This window comes from Lonsdalea britannica, from assembly GCF_003515985.1.
Taxonomy (GTDB): Bacteria; Pseudomonadota; Gammaproteobacteria; order Enterobacterales; family Enterobacteriaceae; genus Lonsdalea; species Lonsdalea britannica.
In genome coordinates this window covers 3,738,305-3,759,080 of record NZ_CP023009.1, presented here as the reverse complement: position 1 = coordinate 3,759,080, position 20,776 = coordinate 3,738,305, and the positions used below count along the sequence as shown (strand labels likewise).

Below are 20,776 nucleotides of genomic sequence, written 5' to 3'. Positions count from 1 at the left end.
AAGGAAGTCACATCGTGTCAGACACTCTCGTCGCGCCTGAACTACAGGCGAACTATCTGGAACTGCCGCTCGTCGCGGCTCAGCCGGGGATCTGGATGGCGGACAGCATCGCCAGCCGGAGAAACGTCTTTACCGTGGCGCATGCCATCGAACTCAATGGTCCGCTGGATCGCGACGATCTGGACATGGCGATCAGGCAGGGGCTAGCTGAAGCGGATACTGTCCATGCCCGTTTTACCTTGAACGAGGACGGAGAGCCTCGGCAGCGAGTGCCGACCCGTGTGACGCCGAGCGACGTGCTGGCGGTCGAGTGGCGGGATCTGAGCCAGCAGCCGGACGCCGAAAACGCGGCCTATGCGCTGATGCAGGCGGATTTGGCGAACGCACTGCCCGCCGATGGCGAATCGCCGCTGTACCGGCAGTGTGTGATGCGCGTATCGGCAGAACCGGCGCGCTGGCTGTGGTATCAGCGTTTTCACCATCTGCTGCTGGATGGTTTCAGTTTTGACGCGCTCACTCGTCGCATCGTCGAGATTTACAACGCGCGGCGGGCCGGAAAAGCGGCGGCCCCCACGCCGTTCACCCCCTTCAGCGAGGTGGTAGACGAGTATCTGACCTGGCAGTCTTCTCCCGCCTGCGAACGCGACGCCGAATTCTGGCGTCAGCATGCCGCCGATCTGCCGACGCCAATCTCTTTGTCCACCGAAGAGGGCCTCGATCACTCAGAGACGGTGCGGACCTGGCATCATCAGCTCTCATTCCCGGCAGCGCCGTTTGCCGCGCTAGCCGCCAATACCGAACTGGGTCAGGCTCAACCGGCGGAAATCGCGATGGCTGCGCTGGCCGTCTATCTGTTTCGCATGGGCGGCGAGCCGCGGCTGTCGATCGGCTTCCCGTTTATGCGCCGCATGGGGTCGGCGGCGCTGTCCGCCGTCGGGCCGGTCGTCAACGTCCTACCGCTACAGCTCACGCTCTCTGCCGATATGACGCTGACGGACGTCACCCGTGTGTTGCTGGCGGAGATCAAAACCGTCCGCCGCCATCAACGCTATGAAGCCGAACAACTGCGGCGCGATCTGGGACGGGTCGGCGATCAGGCCGGGTTGTACGGACCGGTCTTCAACTACAAGGTGTACAACGCGGGACTGCTGCTGGACGGCACGCCCGCCATCACCCACGTGCTGGCGATGGGGCCGGTGGACGATCTTGAGTTCGAAATCGGTATGGACGGCGAGCGCCTACAGCTGGGATTGTTGGCGAATCCCGCCCGTTACGACCGCCAGACGCTGACCGCGCACGGCGACCGGCTACAACACCTGTTGACGCAGCTGGCGGAACAGCCCGCTCGGCGGATCGGCGATCTGTCGTTGCTGAGCCTCGAAGAGCAGCAGCTCATTGACGGCTGGAGCCGGGGGCCGCAGCTCGCGATGCCGGATGACGTTACCTCGGTCATCGACCTGCTGGTGCGTCAGGCGATTCGGCAGCCGGATGCGGTCGCGGTCGCCAGCGAGCGCGAACAGGTTGATTACGCGACGCTGTCCGCGCGGGTCATGCAGCTGGCGCGCGTTCTGATAGCGCGCGGGGTGGGGGCGGATGACGTCGTCGCCATTGCCGTGCCTCGCTCGGCGGACAGCGTGGTGGCGATTCTGGCGGTGTTGGCCAGCGGCGCGGCGTATCTGCCGTTGGATCTGGACTACCCGCGCGAGCGACTGACGCTGATGTGCGACGATGCCCGGCCAGTGTTGCTGCTGACCTGGCGTGACCGGCTTGAGCAGATGCCGAATTTGCCGGACACCCTGTGTCTGGACGATGACGCGCTGCGGGCGGAATGCCAGAGGGCCTCATCGGCACCTATCGGCGAGCGCGATCGTCCACAGCCGCTGAGCGGCGATCATCTGGCTTACATCATTTATACCTCGGGGTCGACCGGGCGTCCGAAAGGCGTCATGAGCACGCATCGCGGTCTGCTGAACCTGTTACTGTCCCACCAGCATTTCCTGTTTGGTCCGGCAATGACGCGTTTTCAGGCGCGTCACGGCAGACGGCTGCGCGCCGGTCATACCGCTTCTTTCTCGTTCGACTCCTCCTGGGAGCCGCTGTTTTGCATGTTGATGGGCAGCGAGCTCTATATTTTCGATGAAGACTTACGTCGAGACGCGTGGGGGCTGGTGCAGCAGATGAATCAGGTGCCGGTGGATTTGCTGGACATCACGCCGTCGTTCTTTTCTCAACTGATCGACGCCGGTCTGCTGGAGGCGGAACAGCATCAGCCCGCCTTCATCATGATCGGCGGCGAGGCGGCCACGCCGCGCCTGTGGCAGCTGATGCAACGCCAAAACGCCATCGAAATCCATAACTATTACGGCCCGTCGGAGTACACCATCGATACGCTGGGGGCCAGCGTGCAGGCGGCGGACCAGCCTGTCATCGGCCAGCCGGTCGCCAATACGCGCGTCTGGCTGCTGGATGCCCGTTTGCAGCCGGTGCCGGTCGGCGTTCCCGGCGAGCTGTATATTTCAGGGCCGGGCATCGCGCGCGGCTACCTGCGCCGCCCGGATCTGACGGCGGCTCGCTTTGTCGCCAACCCCTTTGCGGCAGGCGAGGTGATGTACCGTACCGGAGACGTGCTGCGCTGGCGTCCCGACGGCCAGCTGGCGTTTATCGGACGTGTCGATCATCAGATTAAAGTGCGCGGTTTTCGCGTGGAGCTGGGCGAAATCGAAAGCGCGCTGGCGGGATTGCCGGAAGTGAGCACTGCTGTCGTGATCGCCGAGCCCATGGGCGCGACGCATCGGCTGATTGGCTACTGTTCGGTGCCGGATGAGGCGCTGCGCGCGCAGCCGGATCTCTCCGCCCGTTTGTTGGCGCAGTTAGGCGTCACGCTGCCGGACTATATGGTGCCCGCGCTGCTGATGGTCATGGCCGAGCTGCCGCTCACGGTGAACGGAAAGATCGACCGTCAGGCGTTGCCGACACCGCAGGCGGCGGCCGTTAGGCAGGGCCGCGCTGCGCAGGGTGAACAGGAAGTGCTGATCTGCGAAGCCATCGCGACGCTGTTACGCATGGATGCGGTCAACGCGGACGACGACTTCTTTGCGCTCGGGGGCGACAGCATCTCAGCAATGGGGTTGGCGACAGCGTTGCGCCGTCAGGGTTGGCTACTGCGCCCGCGTGACATTTTCTCGGAACGCACGCCCGCCGGGATGGCGCGAGCGATGAGTCCCTTAACGCCGCAGTCGACATTGCCGCGTGTCGCGCAACGGGGGCCGGTGACCGGGTTGCCGATCCTGCACTGGTTTGCGCGCCATCACGGCATCAACCGCTGCTTCGCGCACGGCGTCTGGCTCCGCGTACCGCAAGGGCTGGATGCCGCGCTGACGGCGCGGGCGCTGGAGACGCTGATCGCCTGCCATCCCGCGCTGTCTGCGGTGACACGCGACGATCGCTTGGTGGTGGGTGAAGCGCCGCGGCAACCGGCATCGGCGCTTTGTTACACGCTTGACGTGGAAGGCGACGCCGCTGCGGCCGCCGAGCAGGCGTTTGATGCGGCGGTCGGCCGCCTTGACCCGGCGGCAGGCATCATGCTGCAGGCCGTGCTGCTGCGCGGAGACGCGCAGTCGTGCGGACTGGTGCTGGTCATCCATCATCTGGCGGTCGACGGCGTTTCCTGGCGCGTGCTGCTGCCTGAGCTGCGGCAGGTCGCCAGCGCCTTGCTGGCGGGAGAGGTTCCGGCGTTGCCCGAGGAAGCGTGTTCGCTGCATGACTGGTCGGCACGACTGCGGGAGGATATTCCCGCGCGGCGCGACGAACTGCCGTTCTGGCGCGCCATGCTGCCGCCGGAGGTTCCCCGTCTGGGACGGCGTCCGCTGGATGCGGAACAGGACCGCCAATGTCGTCAGGGAGAGCAGCGTTTGCTGCTGAGCGCGGGGCAGACCGACGCGCTGCTGACCACGCTGCCGCGCTGTTACCACGCCGCGGTGGAAGAGACGCTGCTGTGCGCGCTGGCGTTGGCCTGCGCCCGACGGTTTACGGTTTCCCGCTTGCGCTTGACGTTGGAGTCGCACGGTCGCAGCGATCGCGACGACCGGGTGGATCTGACGCGCACCGTGGGTTGGCTGACGGCGGAATATCCCCTGTTTATCGACTGGTCTGATGCCGAGGCGACTCAGCCGTGGCAGGTGATGCGCGCCGTGAAACGCGTGCTGCGGGCCGTGCCGGATCGCGGTATTGGCTACGGCGTACTGCGCTATCTGGACGAAATAAATGCAGATCCGCTCGCCGAGCGGGAAGCGCAGAGCGCCCCCGACATTCTGTTTAACTATCTGGGCCGGTTTGAGACGGGTGAGGGTGAGTGGGCGCCGCAGCGCAACGACCACCGTTTCCGCGATGCTTTTGCCGTCGCGCAGGAAGGACAGATGGCGCAGAGTCACGGTCTGGAAATCAACCTCTTCGTTGACGAGCGACAGGGAGCGCCGAGGCTGGCGATCCACTGGGGTTGGGCTGAAGGCGTGTTTAACCGCGACGATATCGATGCGCTGCATCAGGCGCTGGCGCAGGCGGCGGACGATTTGCTGACGGCGGCACTCAGACAACCGCAGCGAGCGGCAGATACGTTAGTTGCCGCCGACGTCGGTCTGGCGGGCGTGACGGATGACACGCTGGCGCAGCTCAGTCAACGGCATGGCCCGCTGGCGACCGTTTTACCGCTGCTGCCGTTGCAGAAAGGGCTGCTGTTCCACGCGCAGACGGCGGCGGACGCCGGCAGTTATAACTCCCTCACCCGGCTATCGCTGCGTGGGCCATTAACCGCCGACCGCCTCAGTCAGGCGCTGGAGGCGGTCGTCCGTCACCATCCGCAGCTGGCTGCGCGGTTCGACAGTGAACAGGCTGAGCAACCGCTCCAGCTGATCCCGCTGTTGCAGAACGACGTCAACTATTGGCCGCTTGACCTACACTCGCTGCCGCCGATGACGCCGCAGCAGGAAACTGCCGCGCTGCGGGCGTTGGAAAAAGAGGCGCTGGCGCGGGATCTGTTCCATCAGCCCCAAGCCCTACTGCATGCGCTGCTGGTCAGCCATGCCGACGGCGGCCGTCACACGCTGTTTCTCAACGCGCATCATCTGATTGTCGACGGCTGGTCGACGCCGGTGCTGCTGCGCGATCTTTTCAACGTATTGGAACATACAGCGTTGACGCCACCTCGCATCAGTTATGGCGAGGTCGTGCGCCAATTGACGGCGCGGGATGCCGACCGCTCGCGCGCGCTGTGGCGCGACGTGCTGACCGATGCGCGACCGACGCTGCTGTTTGGCGACGGACCGCATGACGATGAGGTGCGTGAGCTGGCGCTGCTGCCGGAGCCTGAGCTGGAACGCGGGCTGCTGACGCTGTGCCGCCAGCACGGGCTGACGCTCAATACGCTGATGCAGGGCGTGTGGGGCCTGCTGCTTAGCGCCTATAGCTGCGCGAACGACGTCATTTTCGGCGCGCCGGTGTCCGGCCGCTTCGGGCATATCGACGGGATTGACGAGCATGTCGGACTGTTTAGCAACACGCTGCCGGTCCGGGTCACATTCGACCCGTCGCGCTCGCTGCTGAGCCAGCTGGGCGCGTTGCAAGCGCAGCAGATCCAGCTGATTGAACATGACGATCTGGGGCTGGGCGACATTCAACAGCTGGCGGGCCGCGGGACGTTATTCGATACGCTGCTGGTGGTGGAAAACTACCCCGACAGCGGCGCGTTGGGCAGCGGTTCGGCGGGCATTCGCTGTGATGCCCTGAACAACCGCGGCTACACGCACTATCCGTTGACGCTGCTGGTGCTGCCGGGTGAACGTCTGCGGCTGCTGATGGAGTACCGCCCCTGCGTACCGCAACCGGAGCGTTTGGGCCGACGGTTGATGCAGCTGTTGACGCAGCTGGTCAATCAGCCGGAACAGCCGCTGAGCGCCTGGAACTTGCAGCTGCCGGAGGAGCGGGCGCTGCTGGCGACGGTGAATGACACGGCGCACTCGGTGCCGCCCATGACGCTGCACGAGGCGTTGGAACATCAGGCGGAGCGCACGCCGCACGTCGCAGCGTTAGCGGATGCTCAGCATCAGTTGACTTATCAACAGATGCGTCATCAGGTCGCGCTGTTGGCCGAACGGCTGATTGACTCGGGTGTCGTCCCCGGCGATATCGTCGCCGTGGCGCTGCCGCGTTCGGTTCGTCTGTCGTTGGCGCTGCAGGCTATCGTCGCCGTCGGCGCCGCCTGGCTGCCGCTGGATACGGGCTATCCGGACGAACGGCTGGCGCTGATGGTGGACGATGCCGCGCCCCGGCTGGTTATCACGGAGTCCGCGCTCAAATCACGCTTCGCGCCACTCGGCGATACGTTGCTGTTCGACGCGCTGGAAGACGCGCGCCGCCAACCTCGGGGTTTAACGGTCGCGATCTCGCCGCAACACCCGGCCTATGTGATCTATACCTCTGGATCGACCGGACGACCCAAAGGCGTGGTGGTCAGCCACCAGGCCATCGTCAACCGCCTGTGGTGGATGCAGGACGCCTATCGACTCACTCACGACGACGTGGTGTTGCAGAAAACGCCGTGTAGTTTCGACGTGTCGGTGTGGGAGTTCTTCTGGCCGCTGATGGTCGGCGCACGGCTGGTGATGGCGCCGCCGGAAGCGCATCGCGACCCCGACGCGCTGACCCAGCTGATTAACGATTACGCCGTGACCACGCTCCACTTTGTGCCGTCGATGCTGGCGGCCTGGATCGGCGCGCTGGAAACGCAGACGGTGGTTGGATGCGCCAGCCTGCGACGCGTGTTTTGTAGCGGCGAAGCGTTGTCGCAGGAGCTGGCGGAAAGCTATCAGACGCGAATAGCGGCACCGCTCCACAACTTGTATGGACCGACGGAAGCGGCGGTGGATGTGACCTACCAGCCCGCGTCGGGCGACGCGTTAGCGGAATGTACGGCGGGTGGCGTGCCCATCGGTCTGCCGGTATGGAATACTCAACTGCGGATTTTGGACAGCGCGTTGCGACCGGTGCCGTTGGGGGTGGCGGGCGATCTGTATCTGTGCGGCATCCAGCTCGCACAGGGTTATTTACGCCGACCGGATCTGACCGCCGGACGCTTCGTGGCTGACCCGTTCGCCGATGGCGAACGCATGTATCGCACCGGCGATATCGCTCGCTGGCGCGAAGACGGCGCGGTGGACTATCTGGGACGCAGCGACGACCAGTTGAAGATCCGCGGGCAACGTATCGAGCTGGGCGAGATCGAACAGGCGCTGTTGGCGCAGCCCGACGTGGCGCAGGCGGTGGTTTGCGCGCGCGAGTTGGGCGAGCGCCACGGCGCGCTGGCGGGGGCCGATGCCCGCCAGTTGGTGGCCTGGGTGATCCCGCCGGAGGGCGCGGCGCTGGACACGACGGCGCTGCATCAGGCGTTGGCTGAGCGGCTGCCCGCCCACATGCTGCCGGTGAGTTATGTCGAGATGTCGCAGTTCCCGCTGAGCGCCAACGGCAAACTCGACCGCAAGGCGCTGCCATCCCCGGCGGGACAGGCGCAGGCGGGGCGTGAGCCGGAGACGGAGTACGAACGCCTGCTGGCGGCGTTGTTCGCGGAGATGCTGTCGCTGCCGACGGTCTACGCGGACGATGACTTCTTCGCGTTAGGGGGGCACTCGCTGCTGGCGATGAGGCTGGCGGCCGAGATCCGCCGCCGTCTGGCGCGTTCGCTGACGGTCGGGCAGATCATGGCGGCGCGCAGCGTGGAACAGATTGCGCGGCTGTTGGCGGACGAGGGTGCCGCATCGCGTCACAGCGGCGGGGATGAAACGCTGCCGCTGCGCGCAGGCGATGGCCCGACGTTATTCTGCCTGCACCCGGCGTCCGGGTACGCCTGGCAGTATGCCGGGCTGCTGCGGCATCTGGCGGGAGATTACCCCATCGTCGGACTACAGTCGCCGCGACCGGGCGGCGTGATTGCCGCCTGTGATTCGGTCGAGGCGATGTGCGAACGTCACCTGGCGACGATCCGTCGTCTGCAGCCGCAGGGGCCGTATTACCTGTTGGGTTACTCGCTGGGCGGCACGCTGGCGCACGGCATCGCCGCGCGTCTGGAAGCCGCGGGCGAGACGGTAGCGTTCCTCGGCCTGTTCGATACCTATCCGCCCGAAGGTCAGGATTGGCGCGGACCGAGCGAGGAGCAGGCGCAGCAGGAGGTCGCCCAAGAGCAGGCGGAGTTTATGGCCGAGGCGGAAGAGGAAACGGACGCGCATCTGCGTGCGGAAAAAGCCGCGATGTTCCGCGATATCGTGGCGAACTACCGTGATGCGGTGCAGCGATTATCCACCGCGTCGACGCGGCGTTATCATGGCGAGGCGACGCTGTTCGTCGCGACCGGCACGCTGCCGCCGGAGATGGATGTGCAGGCGACCTGGGCGCCGTATGTCGGTCGTCTGACGACCTATCTCCAATCCTGTGAGCATGCGGATATTCTGTCGCCGGCCTCGCTGGAGCAGATCGGACCGCAGCTGAATCGACTGCTGACGCCGCTGGCTGCGCTAAAAGCGCGGTGAGTCTGTCGGGCGGGGCGGTTGATCCGCGCCGCCCGAGACGTCAGCGGATCAAAGCCCTTCGGGCGCGGGGTGATAGCGACCGCAGGGCACGATGAGCGGCGTATGGGACACCGGGTCATCGATAATCACGCAGGTCATGCCGAAGACGTCGCGCACCAGATCGGCGGTGACGATCTCGGCGGGCGCGCCCTGCGCCATCACGCGGCCCGACTGCATCACGATGAGATGGTCTGCGTAGCGGCAGGCCTGATTCAAGTCGTGCAGGACGGCGACCAACGTGTGGCCGCGCTGCTGATTCAATTCGCGAAACAGGTCGAGCAGGTCGATCTGATGCGCGATATCAAGCCAGGTCGTGGGTTCATCCAGCAGCAGCAACGGCGTTTGCTGGGCCAGCACCATCGCTATCCAGACGCGCTGTCGCTGACCGCCGGACAGTTCGTCCACGCTGCGATCCGCCAGCTCGCTGACGTTGGTGGCCTGCATTGCCTGTTCGACCGCCGCCTGATCCTCCTCGCTCCACTGGCGCAGGAGGCTTTGATGCGGATAGCGTCCGCGAGCGACCAGATCGGCCACGGTGATGTTGTCCGGCACGATAGCGTGCTGGGGCAGGAGTCCGATCTGGCGGGCGAGCGCTTTGGTCGGGATGGCGTGAATGTTTTTTCCCTCCAGCAGGACTTCGCCCGCGAGGGGTTTCAGCAATCGGCACAGGGCGCGCAGCAGGGTCGATTTGCCGCAGGCGTTGGGGCCGACGATGACGCTGAACTGATGTGCCGGGATCGTCACGTTGAGATCTTCGGCAATAATTTTATGGTCGTATCCCAGCGTCAGGTGGGCAGCGTGCAAAAACGGTGTCATCAATCACTCACTCTCATCAACAGGTTGAGTCTTTTTCCGGATGAAGATACGGAGACGGGCGTCAGTCAATGGCGCGACTCGCGAATTAACAACCAGATCAAATAAATACCGCCGATGCTGACGGTCACCGCGCCGACCGGTAGTTGAATCTGGCGGAAGGCATGCTGGGCGATCATATCCGCGGACAGTAATAGCGTGGCGCCGACCAACGCGGCGGAGATTAGCGGCGTAGCGCTGGCGCGGGTCATTCGGCGGGCGATTTGCGGGGCGGCGAGGGCGATAAACGAGATCGGTCCTGCGGTGGCGGTAACCAATGCGGTCAGCACGATGCCGAACAGCATCAGCCACAGGCGGCTGGCCTCCGCGTTGACGCCGAGGGCGCGGGCGCTATCGTCGCCCATTTCCAGCAGTTGAAGGCGTTTGCCTAGCAGCAAAACGGCCAGCGTTGCGAGCGGCGTGAGCCACAGCGCGGGCTGCGCTTTAGTCCAGGTCATGCCGTTAAGCGTGCCGGTTCCCCATAGTGTGGCGGTGATGGCATGTTCCAACGAGCCGGTAATCACCAGCCAGGTATTGAAGGCATACAGCACGGCGCTGACGGCGATGCCGACGATGATCAGCCGGAAGCCGTTAATCCCTTTGCGCCAGGCCAGCAGATACACCAGCGCGGCGGCGGCGATACCGCCCATGACCGCGCCGCTGACGATCTGGTAATAGTCGCCTTCCCACAGCATGACCGCCAGCAACACGCCGGTGAACGCGCCGGTATTGAAACCGACGATATCCGGACTGCCGAGCGGGTTGCGAATAATGGATTGAAAAATGGCGCCGCTGAGGCCGAGACTGGCGCCGAGCAGCAGCGCCATCACGGCCCGGGGCGCTCGCCATTGGGTCACGACGGTCTGAATTCCGCCGTCTGCGTGACCGGCCAGCGCCCGCCATACGTCGAGCGGCGCTATTTTCAGCGTGCCCAGTCCCATCGCCACCGTGAGCAGCAACAGGCCCAGCAACAGCAGCAGCCCGTTGACGAGCAGCGTTCGTCCGGCGAATCGCCCGCTGACGATGCCGCCAGGCGCGCGAAGCGAGAGTGTTTTACTTGCCATCTCTGTTTCCTCAGGCTTTACGCTGGCGAACCAGCCAGATCAGAACCGGCGCGCCGACAAAGGCCGTCACAATGGAGACGCGCAGTTCGCCTGCCGCCAGCAGACGGCCCGCGATATCGGCGCAGAGCAGCAGGATAGGGGCGAACAGAAACGAGTACACCATGATCCAGCGCTGGTCCGGTCCCGCCCACCAGCGGGCGACATGCGGGATCATCAGGCCGACAAAGCCAATCGGACCCGCTAGCGCGGTGGCCGAACCGCACAGCAGCATGATCGCCAGCACGGCGATGACGCGAATCAGCATGACGCGGGTGCCTAGCGCCATCGCGATGTCCTCGCCCATGCTCAGCGCGTTCAGCGAACGGGCGGCGAACAGCGCCAGCACGGCCCCCAACAGGATGGTCGGCGCGACGATGCCGACGTTACGCAGCGAACGGATATCCAATGTTCCGGCTTCCCAGATACGCATCTGATCGAAGGCCTGCGGATCGAGCAGCGAAATAGACGAGGACAGGCCCATCAGGACCGCGCTGAGCGCCACGCCCGCCAGCGTTAGCCGAATCGGGTTGATGCGGCCGCCGCTCAGCGTACCGATCAGCCAGACCGCCAGGCTGGTGATGAGTACGCCGATCCAGGCGAATCCCAGCCAGGCCGTCATGCTGTTAATGCCAAAGCAGGTGATGCCGATGACGATGGCGAAGCTGGCGCCCGCGTTGACGCCGAGGATGCCGGGATCGGCTAAGGGATTGCGCGTCAGCGCCTGAATCACGGCGCCCGCGCCGCCCAGCGCGAGACCGACAATGAGGCCCGCCAGCGTGCGCGGCAGGCGCGCATTAAGAATGATCGTGCTGTCGGCCGTATCAAGCTGGCCGGTCAAACTATGCCAGACCACGACCGGAGAAATCGATTTGGCCCCGATAGTCAGGCTGGCGACGACAACCAGCGCCAGCAGCAGCAGGAAGAAAAGCAGACCGGCGCGACGCCGAAAGGGCTGAGAATAGCGGGTGGGCGGCTGATTGGCGGCGACAAGCGCCTGATGCGAAGGAAGTGACATCGCCAACGAACAGCTCCTTAATATGTGAAGATGAGTATGATTATCATTAATGTTATCGCGCGGCTATGTTAGCATGCCTTACTGAGTAAATACATTGACGTAGACCGCGTGTTGACGCCATTCAGCCCCCTGCTGAACGGGCGGTATCACCTTTATTTTGACGGAATATTATGGCTAAAACCTCCATCTTGCTTGACTTCAGTTTGCTGAAAAATAACGCTCATTTTCGCGCGATTTTCGTCGCCAGAATGCTGTCCGTCTTCTCGCTGGGCATGCTGGCGGTGGGCGTGCCGATTCAAATCCAGTCGATGACCGGCTCCACCCTGCAAGTCGGGGTGGCGGTGGCGCTCGACGGCGTGGGGATGTTCATCGGCCTGATGTGCGGCGGCGTGCTGGCGGACCGTTTCGACCGGCGCAAACTCATTTTGTTCGCACGCGGTACCTGCGGGCTGGGTTTTGTCGCGCTCAGCCTTAATGCCTTTTCCAGTTCACCGTCGCTGGCGGCGTTGTATGTGCTGGCTGCTTGGGACGGATTCTTCGGCGCCTTAGGCATGACGGCGCTGATGGCGGTAATCCCGCTGCTGGTGGGGCGTGAGAATCTCCCCGCAGCCGGGGCGCTGAGTATGTTGACGGTGCGACTGGGCGCGATCCTGTCGCCCGCGTTGGGCGGGGTCATTATCGTGGCGGGCGGCGTCGGCTGGAGCTTCGCTGTGGCGGCAATCGGTACGTTGGGCACGTTGATCCCGCTGATGCGGCTGCCGTCTCTTCAGCCGGAGGCCAGCGAGCCTGAGCATCCGCTGCGTTCGCTGGCGGGCGGCGTGAAATTCGTTTGTTCGCATCCGGTCGTCGGCTGGGTCGTGGTGCTCGGTCTGCTGGTCAGCATGATCGGCGCGATGCGGGTGCTGTTTCCCGCGTTGGCGAATGATGTCTATCACGCCGGTCCCTCCGCCATCGGCCTGATGTACTCCGCGGTGCCGCTGGGGGCGATGTTGGGCGCATTTACCAGCGGTTGGGTTTCCGGCGTACGTCGGCCGGGGATGGTGCTGCTGGTCTGTACGACCGGAGCATTTCTGTCGGTGGCGCTACTGGGCGTGGCGGGCTATTTCGCCGTGGCGCTGGCGGCGTTGGTCTGTTACGGCTATCTCAACGCGATCGCGTCTCTGCTGCAATTTACGTTGATCCAGACGCATACGCCGGACAGGCTACTGGGGCGCGTGAATAGTCTGGGGTCAGCGCAGGACGTCACCGGCGATTCGCTCGGCGCGCTGGGTTTGGGGGCAATGACCCGGCTCATGACGCCCGCGCTGAGTATTTTGTCTTTCGGCGGCGCGGCGGCGATATTGGGTCTGGCGCTGATGTTGCTGGTTCGGCCTTTGCGCCGTTGCACGTTCGGGCAGGTTGAAGAGGGAGAACCGGCTGACGATGAAGCGAACGAGGCGGAGCCTTCCCCCTCGCGCCATGCTTAAACGCCAGCGAGCAATGTAGTGACTGGCCGCAAGGACGCGGCCGAATTGGGCTCACTCAGCATTACGGCTGACGGAAAAAATGCTCGATATTGTTCAGCATATTATTGGCGCTGTAATAATCGAGCCGGAACGTATCCGGCCCCATCGCCCACACATGCTGTTGCACAACGGGCTCGATATGGCGCAGGAACGGGTTATTCATCAGATTGCCTACCGTCTTTTCATCCGCTGAGAACAGCAGCAAAGATTTCCCATTCAGACTGTCGGCCATGTTCTCTCCCGAAATCTGCACGATGTCGCGGCGTTTTCCCTGACTGGTTTCAGTCGGCAGGTTGGGCGGCAGATCGGCCAGCTGAAAGCCTAACTCCGACAGGAGTTGACCTTGCGCGGAAGCGCGGGTCCAGATATTGACCCCCCGTCCATCCTCGTAATACACCAACGCGGACACCGGCTGCGGCGGCAACGTAATCGCCTGTTTAATCGCTTGAACGCGCTGTTCGAAGCGGTCGACGACGTCATGAGCCTCTTTTTCGCGGCCCGTCGCCACGCCCAGCTGTTCGGCCAACTGCTGCCAGCTCTTATCGCCGTAATCGATCACCAGCGTAGGGGCGATGGCGGAGAGCTGGTCGTAGAGTTTCAGCGCGGAGTCGCCGCCAGTGGCGGCGATGATGATCATATCCGGCGACGCGGCGGCGATGGCTTCCGCGTTAGGTTCGGTGATGTACAGCGGCTGGACGTTACGCGCTCGGGCTTCTTGTCCCCACTGGATAAAAAAGCCCTGATCGTCGGACACCGTCGAGTTGCGACTGGTGGCGCCGGAACCGATCACCGGCGCATCAATCGCCAGCAGCGTACCAGTAATGGTCACGCTGGTGGACACGATGCGCTGCGGCGGATGTTGCAGCGTCAGCGGGCCTTTTAGCGTTTGGACCGTTCGCGGCCAGCCGTCGTGAGCGGCCGTGGAAGAGGTTGTATTGGGGCTGGCGCTATTCTGATTATCGCAGCCGCTAATGAGTGTGAGCAGGGCGCTGAACATTAGCGCGCACAGCCGGGGAAATTGGGAATAGGCGTAGCCTTGCATAGCCGTCAGACTCCTCCTGATACGGACAAGGTAGTGCTCGGATTCGGGAGGGAGAGTAAACGATAACCACGGTGACGTACAACTTGAAATCCCCGGCGACGCCTCGCCGGAGAGTGATTAACGCATGACGCGGGCGAGGAAGTCGCTGGCAAGGTTGGCGCCCGCGACGGAGACACGGTGATCGACGTTCGGCAGCAGGTGTAGTTCGCAGTCAACCCCGGCCTGCGTCAATGCACGTTCCGTTTGCTGGCTATGCTGCCAGGGCAGTTTTCCGTCCGCCATGCCATGTATCAGTGAGACCGGTGTGCGGCGCGTCAAACGGGCGTCAGGACAGGCAGGCAGATAGCCGGAGAACGCGACAATCGCGCCATAGGGGCAGCGGTCCGAGGCCAACGTATCCAGCGCCATGATTGCGCCCTGAGAAAACCCGACCAGCGCGACCCGTTCCGGGCGGTCAGTCATCTGATATTGGTCTATCGCTTTCTGAATGATGGCATCAAAAGAGGCTCGAGCGGCGGCGATGCGGGCGCAGCGGCGGTCGGGCGTGTCGTCATCGATATCAAACCATTGAAACCCGTCGCCTTGCGTGAAGGGAAAAGGGCCATCGGGAAGGGCGAAGTGCGCGGTTGGCCATTGCTGTTGCCAACGCGTGGCCACGGAGGCGAAATAGCGGCCGTAACCGCCAATGCCGTGCAAAAAAATGATCAGTGCATTATCCATACGGTCCCTCGCTGTAGATAAATCCGCTGCGGCAGAGCGCAGCAGTGGCAAGAGACAGCATAGCACCGGGGCTGGCGTGAGGCACAGGCCCCGGATAAAGGGGGATTAGGCTTTACGCGAGCTCGTTGGTTTCAGCGCGTAAGGGCCGTCGCCGATCAGCGCCAGCGCGATCAGGCCGACGATCCAGAGCGCAGGGAATTCCCAGCCGCCGTTTGGGTTATTGAAGAAGAAGCCCGCTGGACCATGCACGGTGAATATCGCGCCGAGTAAAATCGGGATAGACACCAGTGCGGTGGCCCGGCACCGGATCCCTAGCAGCAGGGTGACGGCCGTGAATAGCTCCCACGCGATGGTGACATAGGCGAGCCAGCCGGGCAGCCCTAAAGAGGCAAAGAACTGGGCTGTTCCCGCCGGCGTGAAAACGAAAATTTTCAGGCCGACGTGAGCGAAGAACAGGATGCTGAGTACGACGCGCAGCAGCAGTGCGGCATAGGGGGCCGTTTTATTATCAATCATGATGAATACCCTTCGATTAAGCGTTGTGTGGAATCACTATACTATTTCCGTTCTGCGCATTAAGTGGGCAAACTGCGATTAATTATTACGTTTTAGGCAATAATGCCGACCCCCCTTGATCCCACGGCGGCGCACCGTCATAACGTTCGACCAGGAAATTAATCAGAGCGCGGACTTTGGCGGGCAGCGCCCGCGCGGCGGGATAGACCACGTAGATCCCCATCGGGGGCATTTCCAACGCTTGCAGCAGCGGCACGACCTCTCCGTTTCGCAGGCTGTTTCCCGCGACAAAGCTGGGGACGCGAGTGATGCCCAGCCCTTGCTTAGCGGCCGTCAGGCAGGCTTCCGCATTGGAGAAATAGAGCCGACCGGGGATGGCGATGCTCTGGGTTCCTCCCGCGACGCGGAAGGTCCAACTGTACGGGTCCTGAAAATTGGTATCCACGATGCAGCGGTGATTTAACAGGGCTTCCGGGGAGTCCGGCGTACCCTGTCGCGCCAGATATTCCGGGGACGCGACGCAGATAATGCGGGCGTCGCAGAGCTTGCGCGCCATCATGCTGCTGTCGGAGAGTTTTCCGATACGGACAGCCAGATCGTAGCCTTCGTCCACCAGATGCACCAACCGATCGGCGAAGTTGACGTCCAGTTGAATTTCGGGGTAACGACAAGCGAAGTCGGTCAGCACCCGCGAGAGCTGGGCGGTGCCAAAGGTGATGGGAGCGGAAAGCCGCAGGCGGCCAGACGGTGCGGCGGCCTCGTTGCGGATGGACACGTCCAGCATATCCAGCTCTTCCAGCAGATGGCGGATACGTTCGTAATACACCTTGCCGACATCGGTGGGAGATAGCGCGCGCGTGGTGCGCTTGAACAGCTGCACTCCGAGATAGGATTCCAGCCGGGTCATCAGCCTCGACGCCTGAGCGGCGCTGGTTTCCAGTCGCTCCGCGGCCCGGGAAAAGCTCCCCAGCTCGTAAATCGCCACAAACATGCGATCGCAGTCCAAACGTTCCATCTTGAATCTTCGCTCTGTGTCCGGCCGTGGCGCTTACTGTAGCACAACGACGGCGGCGTCTGGTTTGGGCCGACGCCGCCCGAGGGATTGATATCGGGAGACCCCACCCGATGGTGAGGCCCCGGCGCTTACAGCGCTTTCGCGGTCAGCAGGTCGACCTGCGTGGCGTCAGAGACGCGCTTGAGGTAGGCGGCCACGTTCGGGCCAAACTGAATACCCTTGACGATGCTCAGGGAGCGCAGCACCGGGAACAGAACGAAGTCGCTGGTGGAGATGGCCGTTGCCTCTGCCAGCAAGGGCTCCAGCTCAGCGAGCTGTTGTTCGACGTTGGCGACCAGCTCAGGCGTCTGCGCCATCAGCGCGTCCAGATCGCCAAAGGCTTTTTCTTCTCGGAGACGATAGGCTTCACGCGCTTCGGGCGTCGCCAGCTCTTTAAAGTCTGCCTGGGTAAAACGAGGCACCGCCAGTTTGAATAGCGGACCCGAGGCCGCTTTGCTCCAGGCTTCGAGGGCGGGGTTTACCGGCTTGTCGACAATCAGCGGCGCTTGGATCGCATCGACGTAATGCACGATATCCATGCTTTCCGGCATGTAGCTGCCATCCTCTTTTTGCAGTATCGGCACGACCTTGCGCCCGACCATGCGGGTCGGCGTATCGGCATCGCCTTCCATAATGACGGACAGCTCATGAGGGATCGCCTTCAGACCGAAAATCATTCTGGCTTTAACGCAAAACGGGCAGTGTTCATAGATGAAAAGTTTCATGGTTAGCACCTTGCTGATGAGAGGAACGGTTCTGCTACAGGTCTCTTCGACCCTCGCGCCGCCGTATAATTCGATGGCTAAGATAATGTAGTCGATTGCCAACCGTAAAGGGGGAGATGGGGCGAGCCTGAGATGAAGAGTGGATACCGTTGGCACGGAATCCACTCGTTCGTTTGTGATATTGATGCGTGTAGTCTCAGTTATTTCACAATTTTTAATAGATTCATTGGCTAACATTTATTAGGTGATGCGTTCAGCACGATGAATCGACGATATATAAATCGCTGTCCTATTTTATTAAGACAAACGTCAGTTTTATCTTAAAGAATAGGCTGTGCAACGTTAGGCTTTTCCGATAGATGAATTATGTTATTTTCACATGATGGATTTAATTGAAAACTTAATTAATCAATAAAATTAATCAATCACGCTGTGAATTATATGATTCTCTCATCGTGTTTTTATATTGCGGAATTCTCACCCAGAATAAAAATGACTGATAATAGCGCTGCCCATTTTTGCGTCTGTTTAGCTATCCTTTTTCTAAATATAATCACTTTGTTGTATGAGTTTATTTCCTAGTGGCAGGGAGCGGGTTTGCCCCTTTTCATGCTCGAAGATGGCCGAAGTGTAGGCGAAGGAGACGCTCTCTTGTGGATTGCAATCCATATTTAACATTGAGTTAGGATAAACAAAGCGAATGTCCGTTACGATGGCGTTCTGTAAAATTAATTTGAAATACAGCTCACTTCTACCGTATTCAGCCGTTCGGTAAAATAAAAACTCGCAGAGTAGACGCTCTTTTTTATTCAATGCATTGGCTAAAAGCGGCGTCGATTTGTCAATGGGTTTTATTATGTCTAGATGACGGAAGGTATCATGGCTCTCCAGCGATAATGTATTTATCAGTTTGCAGATAGATATTTCATTGTCATGGGATAGGTGAAATCGGTTCCCAGCGGAGTGTATGCTTGAGCAACCTTCAGATATCAAGCCTTGCTTTTTACCCGTTAACTTTAAATATATCATGTTAGACATAGTTACTCCTTGAACTATCCTGGGTGGTATAGTCGAACAAAAGAAATTGTTTTATCCCTTTGGCAAATTAATATCTACGCTATTTATATAACTAGTCAATAAGAAATAGATAACAATGACAATATCCAAATAAAAATTCGGCTATGTGAAATTTTATTTTCGTCCAATGGTGGTCGCATCGTCTTATATCAAAAAAAAGACTCATTTTGAGAACAATGGGTTGGCTGCTTTTATATCAATATTTGCTAACGGTATGTCATTGTGGTTGATACTGAGAAACGTCCATCGGGGATGTAGCAAGGCTATAAAGTGGGCACTTCACTTCATTAATATTCCGAAAGATAACATCAGCATATTGGTGACGTTAAGTGAGGAATAGTTCACATCACACTGCGATGATCTTTTCCTTATGACTGGTGAAAAACGGGCGGCGCTTAATCTTGAACATCCATCATCTTTCGATCGAGTTCGTTCCATTCTCTTACCCCATGCTTGAAACCGCGTAGCTAACAGACATAGAGGCCAAAACCGAACGCATGTTTTACGGCGAGTTTTGTACTGAAGGGATTTACGGGCAAGTAGGTCGGTAGATCAATGAACGACTGGCGTCCCAACAGGAATCTAAAATTTACATATAAATTTGACTTTTATTATTTTTTTGGGAGGGCACCAGCAATGTGCCAAACGGTCTCTTTTCAGTGCGATGAGGCTATAGTGACCCCATAATCATTATCATCGCTCAAAATACAAAAAAATTTCTACCGTGAATGTTTTCAGACGGTACTATACAGCTATCCTCACTAGTCCTTATAGCCTGTTTCAAATGAAATATCCTCGTTAAGTAAATATTTTTTTGCTACGTATAATGGAAAAAACTGAATAATGTAAAATTTATACATTCTCCACTGTAATGTAATGAATGAAAAGAACAATAAAAAAAACACTAATAAGTTTATGGGTGATAATAGACCAGCCCAAATTATACAAATCAGCAGGGTTATACAAAGCTCAGAAGTTATGGATTTAGTTCTTAATTCAATTTTTTTCACCTCTATTTTTCTGTCAATTTCTTTGACAACAAAAAAATCATAAGCATCATTTCTCTTTGCTGCCTCATACTTTTTTGTTACTTTCGAGGTGTAGTTTTCAAAATTGTGAAAGTTTGTTAGTGTAGTAAAAAAAAAGCGTTTATTTTTCTATATGCCACACTTAAAAAACATACTATTACCAGCGCCATTAAGAATTGTATAATTGTCACCTTCGATAAAAAACCATCTTTGAAATCAAAAAATTCCTTAACGGAAGTTTTTGACATGATTTCATAAATATTTGTATTTCCAATATTATAGTTTGACATAAAAAACGCCACTATAAAAAGCATAAAGAACCTATGCAGTGGATATCTTGATGTTAAATCATCAATATATTTCTCTTGAATCGATTTTGCTAATTCATCCATTAACGCACCTGTATAAAATACACGTCTCCTGAAGAAGGATCAAATGCGCCATATTCAATATATGGTGCCCCTAGGAAATAAATATCTTCTTCACGTTGAAAATAAAGAATGACTTCCTGAAAATCTTCTTTACTTGCAAACCTTAATGTACTTATTGAACCATTGAACTTATTCATCATTTTAGCAGAAAGATGGTGCATATCCATCTCCGAAATCCTAGCTTGATAAATCACCGGGTCGCCAAGTTTTTTTTGCGTTACTACACGATGAAAATCATTGGCTTTTTTTCGATTAAACTCGTATGTCTGAGTCGAGTCTGATGTCAGCGAAATTTCCAGTGTACTATCACCAGAATGGCGAGAACGGACGATTGCAAGCATTTGGTCAATCTCTCTTACAATAGCTCTATCGCCATATCTTCTAGTTACAGCTTGGTCTGGCCTCTCTAATAATTGTTGGTAATCTTTTGGTTCAAGCTGATTTCCAGCAATTTGTGCTCTTTTGGTTTCCAGATCTCTACTGATTGTTCCAGCATTATCTAAACCACCGTTTTCGGCCTCCTCAAGAGCGTTATGTATTGCAGATGAAACTCTTTTAACAACTTTTTTCGTTATCTCTTTGCTCGAGATGAAATCAATAATATAGCCACCTTCACGTGGCTGCTGTACGAGAAGTTCGACATCTTCATAATATTCATGGCGCATTTTGGCATACTTCCAAAGATTACCATGTTTAATATCGAGATAAGCCCTATCTAAAGAACTTTGTAAATGCCCTAAGCTTTTAGATAAAGTTCTTAATGATATCTGATGGTCTTCAGCGATTTTCCCATCGTAATGTAGTTCAACTGTAGCCACGGTCGTTAGCTCCATCTATGTTATAACAAATCATTAAATTGATGTTAAAAACAGAAAAGGACGATTGACATATACTAATAAAATATATTAATTGATTAAACATTCATATGGCTAATGTTTTGTGATGTTCAATCTGTATTGCTAGTTATATGCCTAGATGATCTCCTAACAAAATGAACAGCTCAATTCGCTACACTATGTATTCGCGCGCGCCCATATCCCCGCCACGTCTGCCCGTGCTCTTTCCTTAAAAACAGTGCCAGTCTAGACTGAAGTAT

At 58.6% G+C, this 20,776-nt stretch carries 13 protein-coding genes; 2 read left to right on the top strand and 11 right to left on the bottom strand.

Translation table 11 applies throughout. The annotated features are described in order from the left end of the window. The first annotated feature begins 14 nt into the window (after positions 1-14). Positions 15-8,573 (top strand): amino acid adenylation domain-containing protein, encoded by an 8,559-nt coding sequence (locus CKQ53_RS17175; RefSeq protein ID WP_094117384.1) that lies wholly within the window; start codon positions 15-17, stop codon positions 8,571-8,573. A 48-nt stretch (positions 8,574-8,621) separates the two neighbouring features. Here the strand turns inward: CKQ53_RS17175 and CKQ53_RS17170 are convergent, their stop codons facing one another. The 3 genes from CKQ53_RS17170 to fepD all read right to left on the bottom strand — a co-directional run bounded on the left by CKQ53_RS17170 (position 8,622) and on the right by fepD (position 11,582). After that, a complete protein-coding gene (locus CKQ53_RS17170) occupies positions 8,622-9,428 on the bottom strand; it encodes an ABC transporter ATP-binding protein (protein WP_094117385.1) in 807 nt (268 codons plus the stop codon). A gap of 65 nt (positions 9,429-9,493) precedes the next feature. Next, the gene (gene fepG / locus CKQ53_RS17165) at positions 9,494-10,528 is read right to left on the bottom strand and encodes an iron-enterobactin ABC transporter permease (RefSeq protein WP_085652211.1); all 1,035 of its coding nucleotides are present in this window, start codon (positions 10,526-10,528) and stop codon (positions 9,494-9,496) included. 10 nt (positions 10,529-10,538) lie between these two features. Then, a complete protein-coding gene (gene fepD / locus CKQ53_RS17160) occupies positions 10,539-11,582 on the bottom strand; it encodes a Fe(3+)-siderophore ABC transporter permease (protein WP_094117386.1) in 1,044 nt (347 codons plus the stop codon). A 170-nt stretch (positions 11,583-11,752) separates the two neighbouring features. On the opposite strand from fepD, the gene entS reads away from it, so the two are divergent. Beyond that, a complete protein-coding gene (gene entS / locus CKQ53_RS17155) occupies positions 11,753-13,048 on the top strand; it encodes an enterobactin transporter EntS (protein WP_085652213.1) in 1,296 nt (431 codons plus the stop codon). 61 nt (positions 13,049-13,109) lie between these two features. On the opposite strand, the gene fepB is transcribed toward entS, so the two are convergent. The 8 genes from fepB to CKQ53_RS17115 all read right to left on the bottom strand — a co-directional run bounded on the left by fepB (position 13,110) and on the right by CKQ53_RS17115 (position 20,498). Beyond that, complete coding sequence (gene fepB, locus CKQ53_RS17150; RefSeq protein ID WP_085652214.1) at positions 13,110-14,129, bottom strand: Fe2+-enterobactin ABC transporter substrate-binding protein; 1,020 nt, start codon at positions 14,127-14,129, stop codon at positions 13,110-13,112. 117 nt (positions 14,130-14,246) lie between these two features. Next, positions 14,247-14,849, bottom strand: coding sequence for an alpha/beta hydrolase (locus tag CKQ53_RS17145; RefSeq protein ID WP_085652215.1), 603 nt, complete (start codon positions 14,847-14,849; stop codon positions 14,247-14,249). A gap of 105 nt (positions 14,850-14,954) precedes the next feature. Continuing rightward, the gene (locus CKQ53_RS17140; RefSeq protein ID WP_094117387.1) at positions 14,955-15,365 is read right to left on the bottom strand and encodes a DoxX family protein; all 411 of its coding nucleotides are present in this window, start codon (positions 15,363-15,365) and stop codon (positions 14,955-14,957) included. An 85-nt stretch (positions 15,366-15,450) separates the two neighbouring features. Continuing rightward, complete coding sequence (locus CKQ53_RS17135; RefSeq protein ID WP_118895220.1) at positions 15,451-16,380, bottom strand: LysR family transcriptional regulator; 930 nt, start codon at positions 16,378-16,380, stop codon at positions 15,451-15,453. A gap of 128 nt (positions 16,381-16,508) precedes the next feature. Continuing rightward, a complete protein-coding gene (grxB, locus tag CKQ53_RS17130) occupies positions 16,509-17,144 on the bottom strand; it encodes a glutaredoxin 2 (protein WP_094117388.1) in 636 nt (211 codons plus the stop codon). Positions 17,145-17,687: 543 nt separating this feature from the next. Next, positions 17,688-18,182 (bottom strand): type VI secretion system tube protein TssD, encoded by a 495-nt coding sequence (gene tssD, locus CKQ53_RS17125; RefSeq protein ID WP_094117389.1) that lies wholly within the window; start codon positions 18,180-18,182, stop codon positions 17,688-17,690. Positions 18,183-19,347: 1,165 nt separating this feature from the next. Further along, on the bottom strand, positions 19,348-19,641 hold the full coding sequence (locus CKQ53_RS17120; protein ID WP_094117390.1) for a hypothetical protein: 294 nt from the start codon (positions 19,639-19,641) through the stop codon (positions 19,348-19,350). After that, positions 19,641-20,498 carry a hypothetical protein gene (locus CKQ53_RS17115; protein WP_244200975.1) on the bottom strand — a complete coding sequence of 286 codons (858 nt, stop codon included), beginning with the start codon at positions 20,496-20,498 and terminating at the stop codon, positions 19,641-19,643. Before CKQ53_RS17115 ends, CKQ53_RS17120 begins: the two co-directional genes overlap by 1 nt. Positions 20,499-20,776 lie beyond the last annotated feature (278 nt).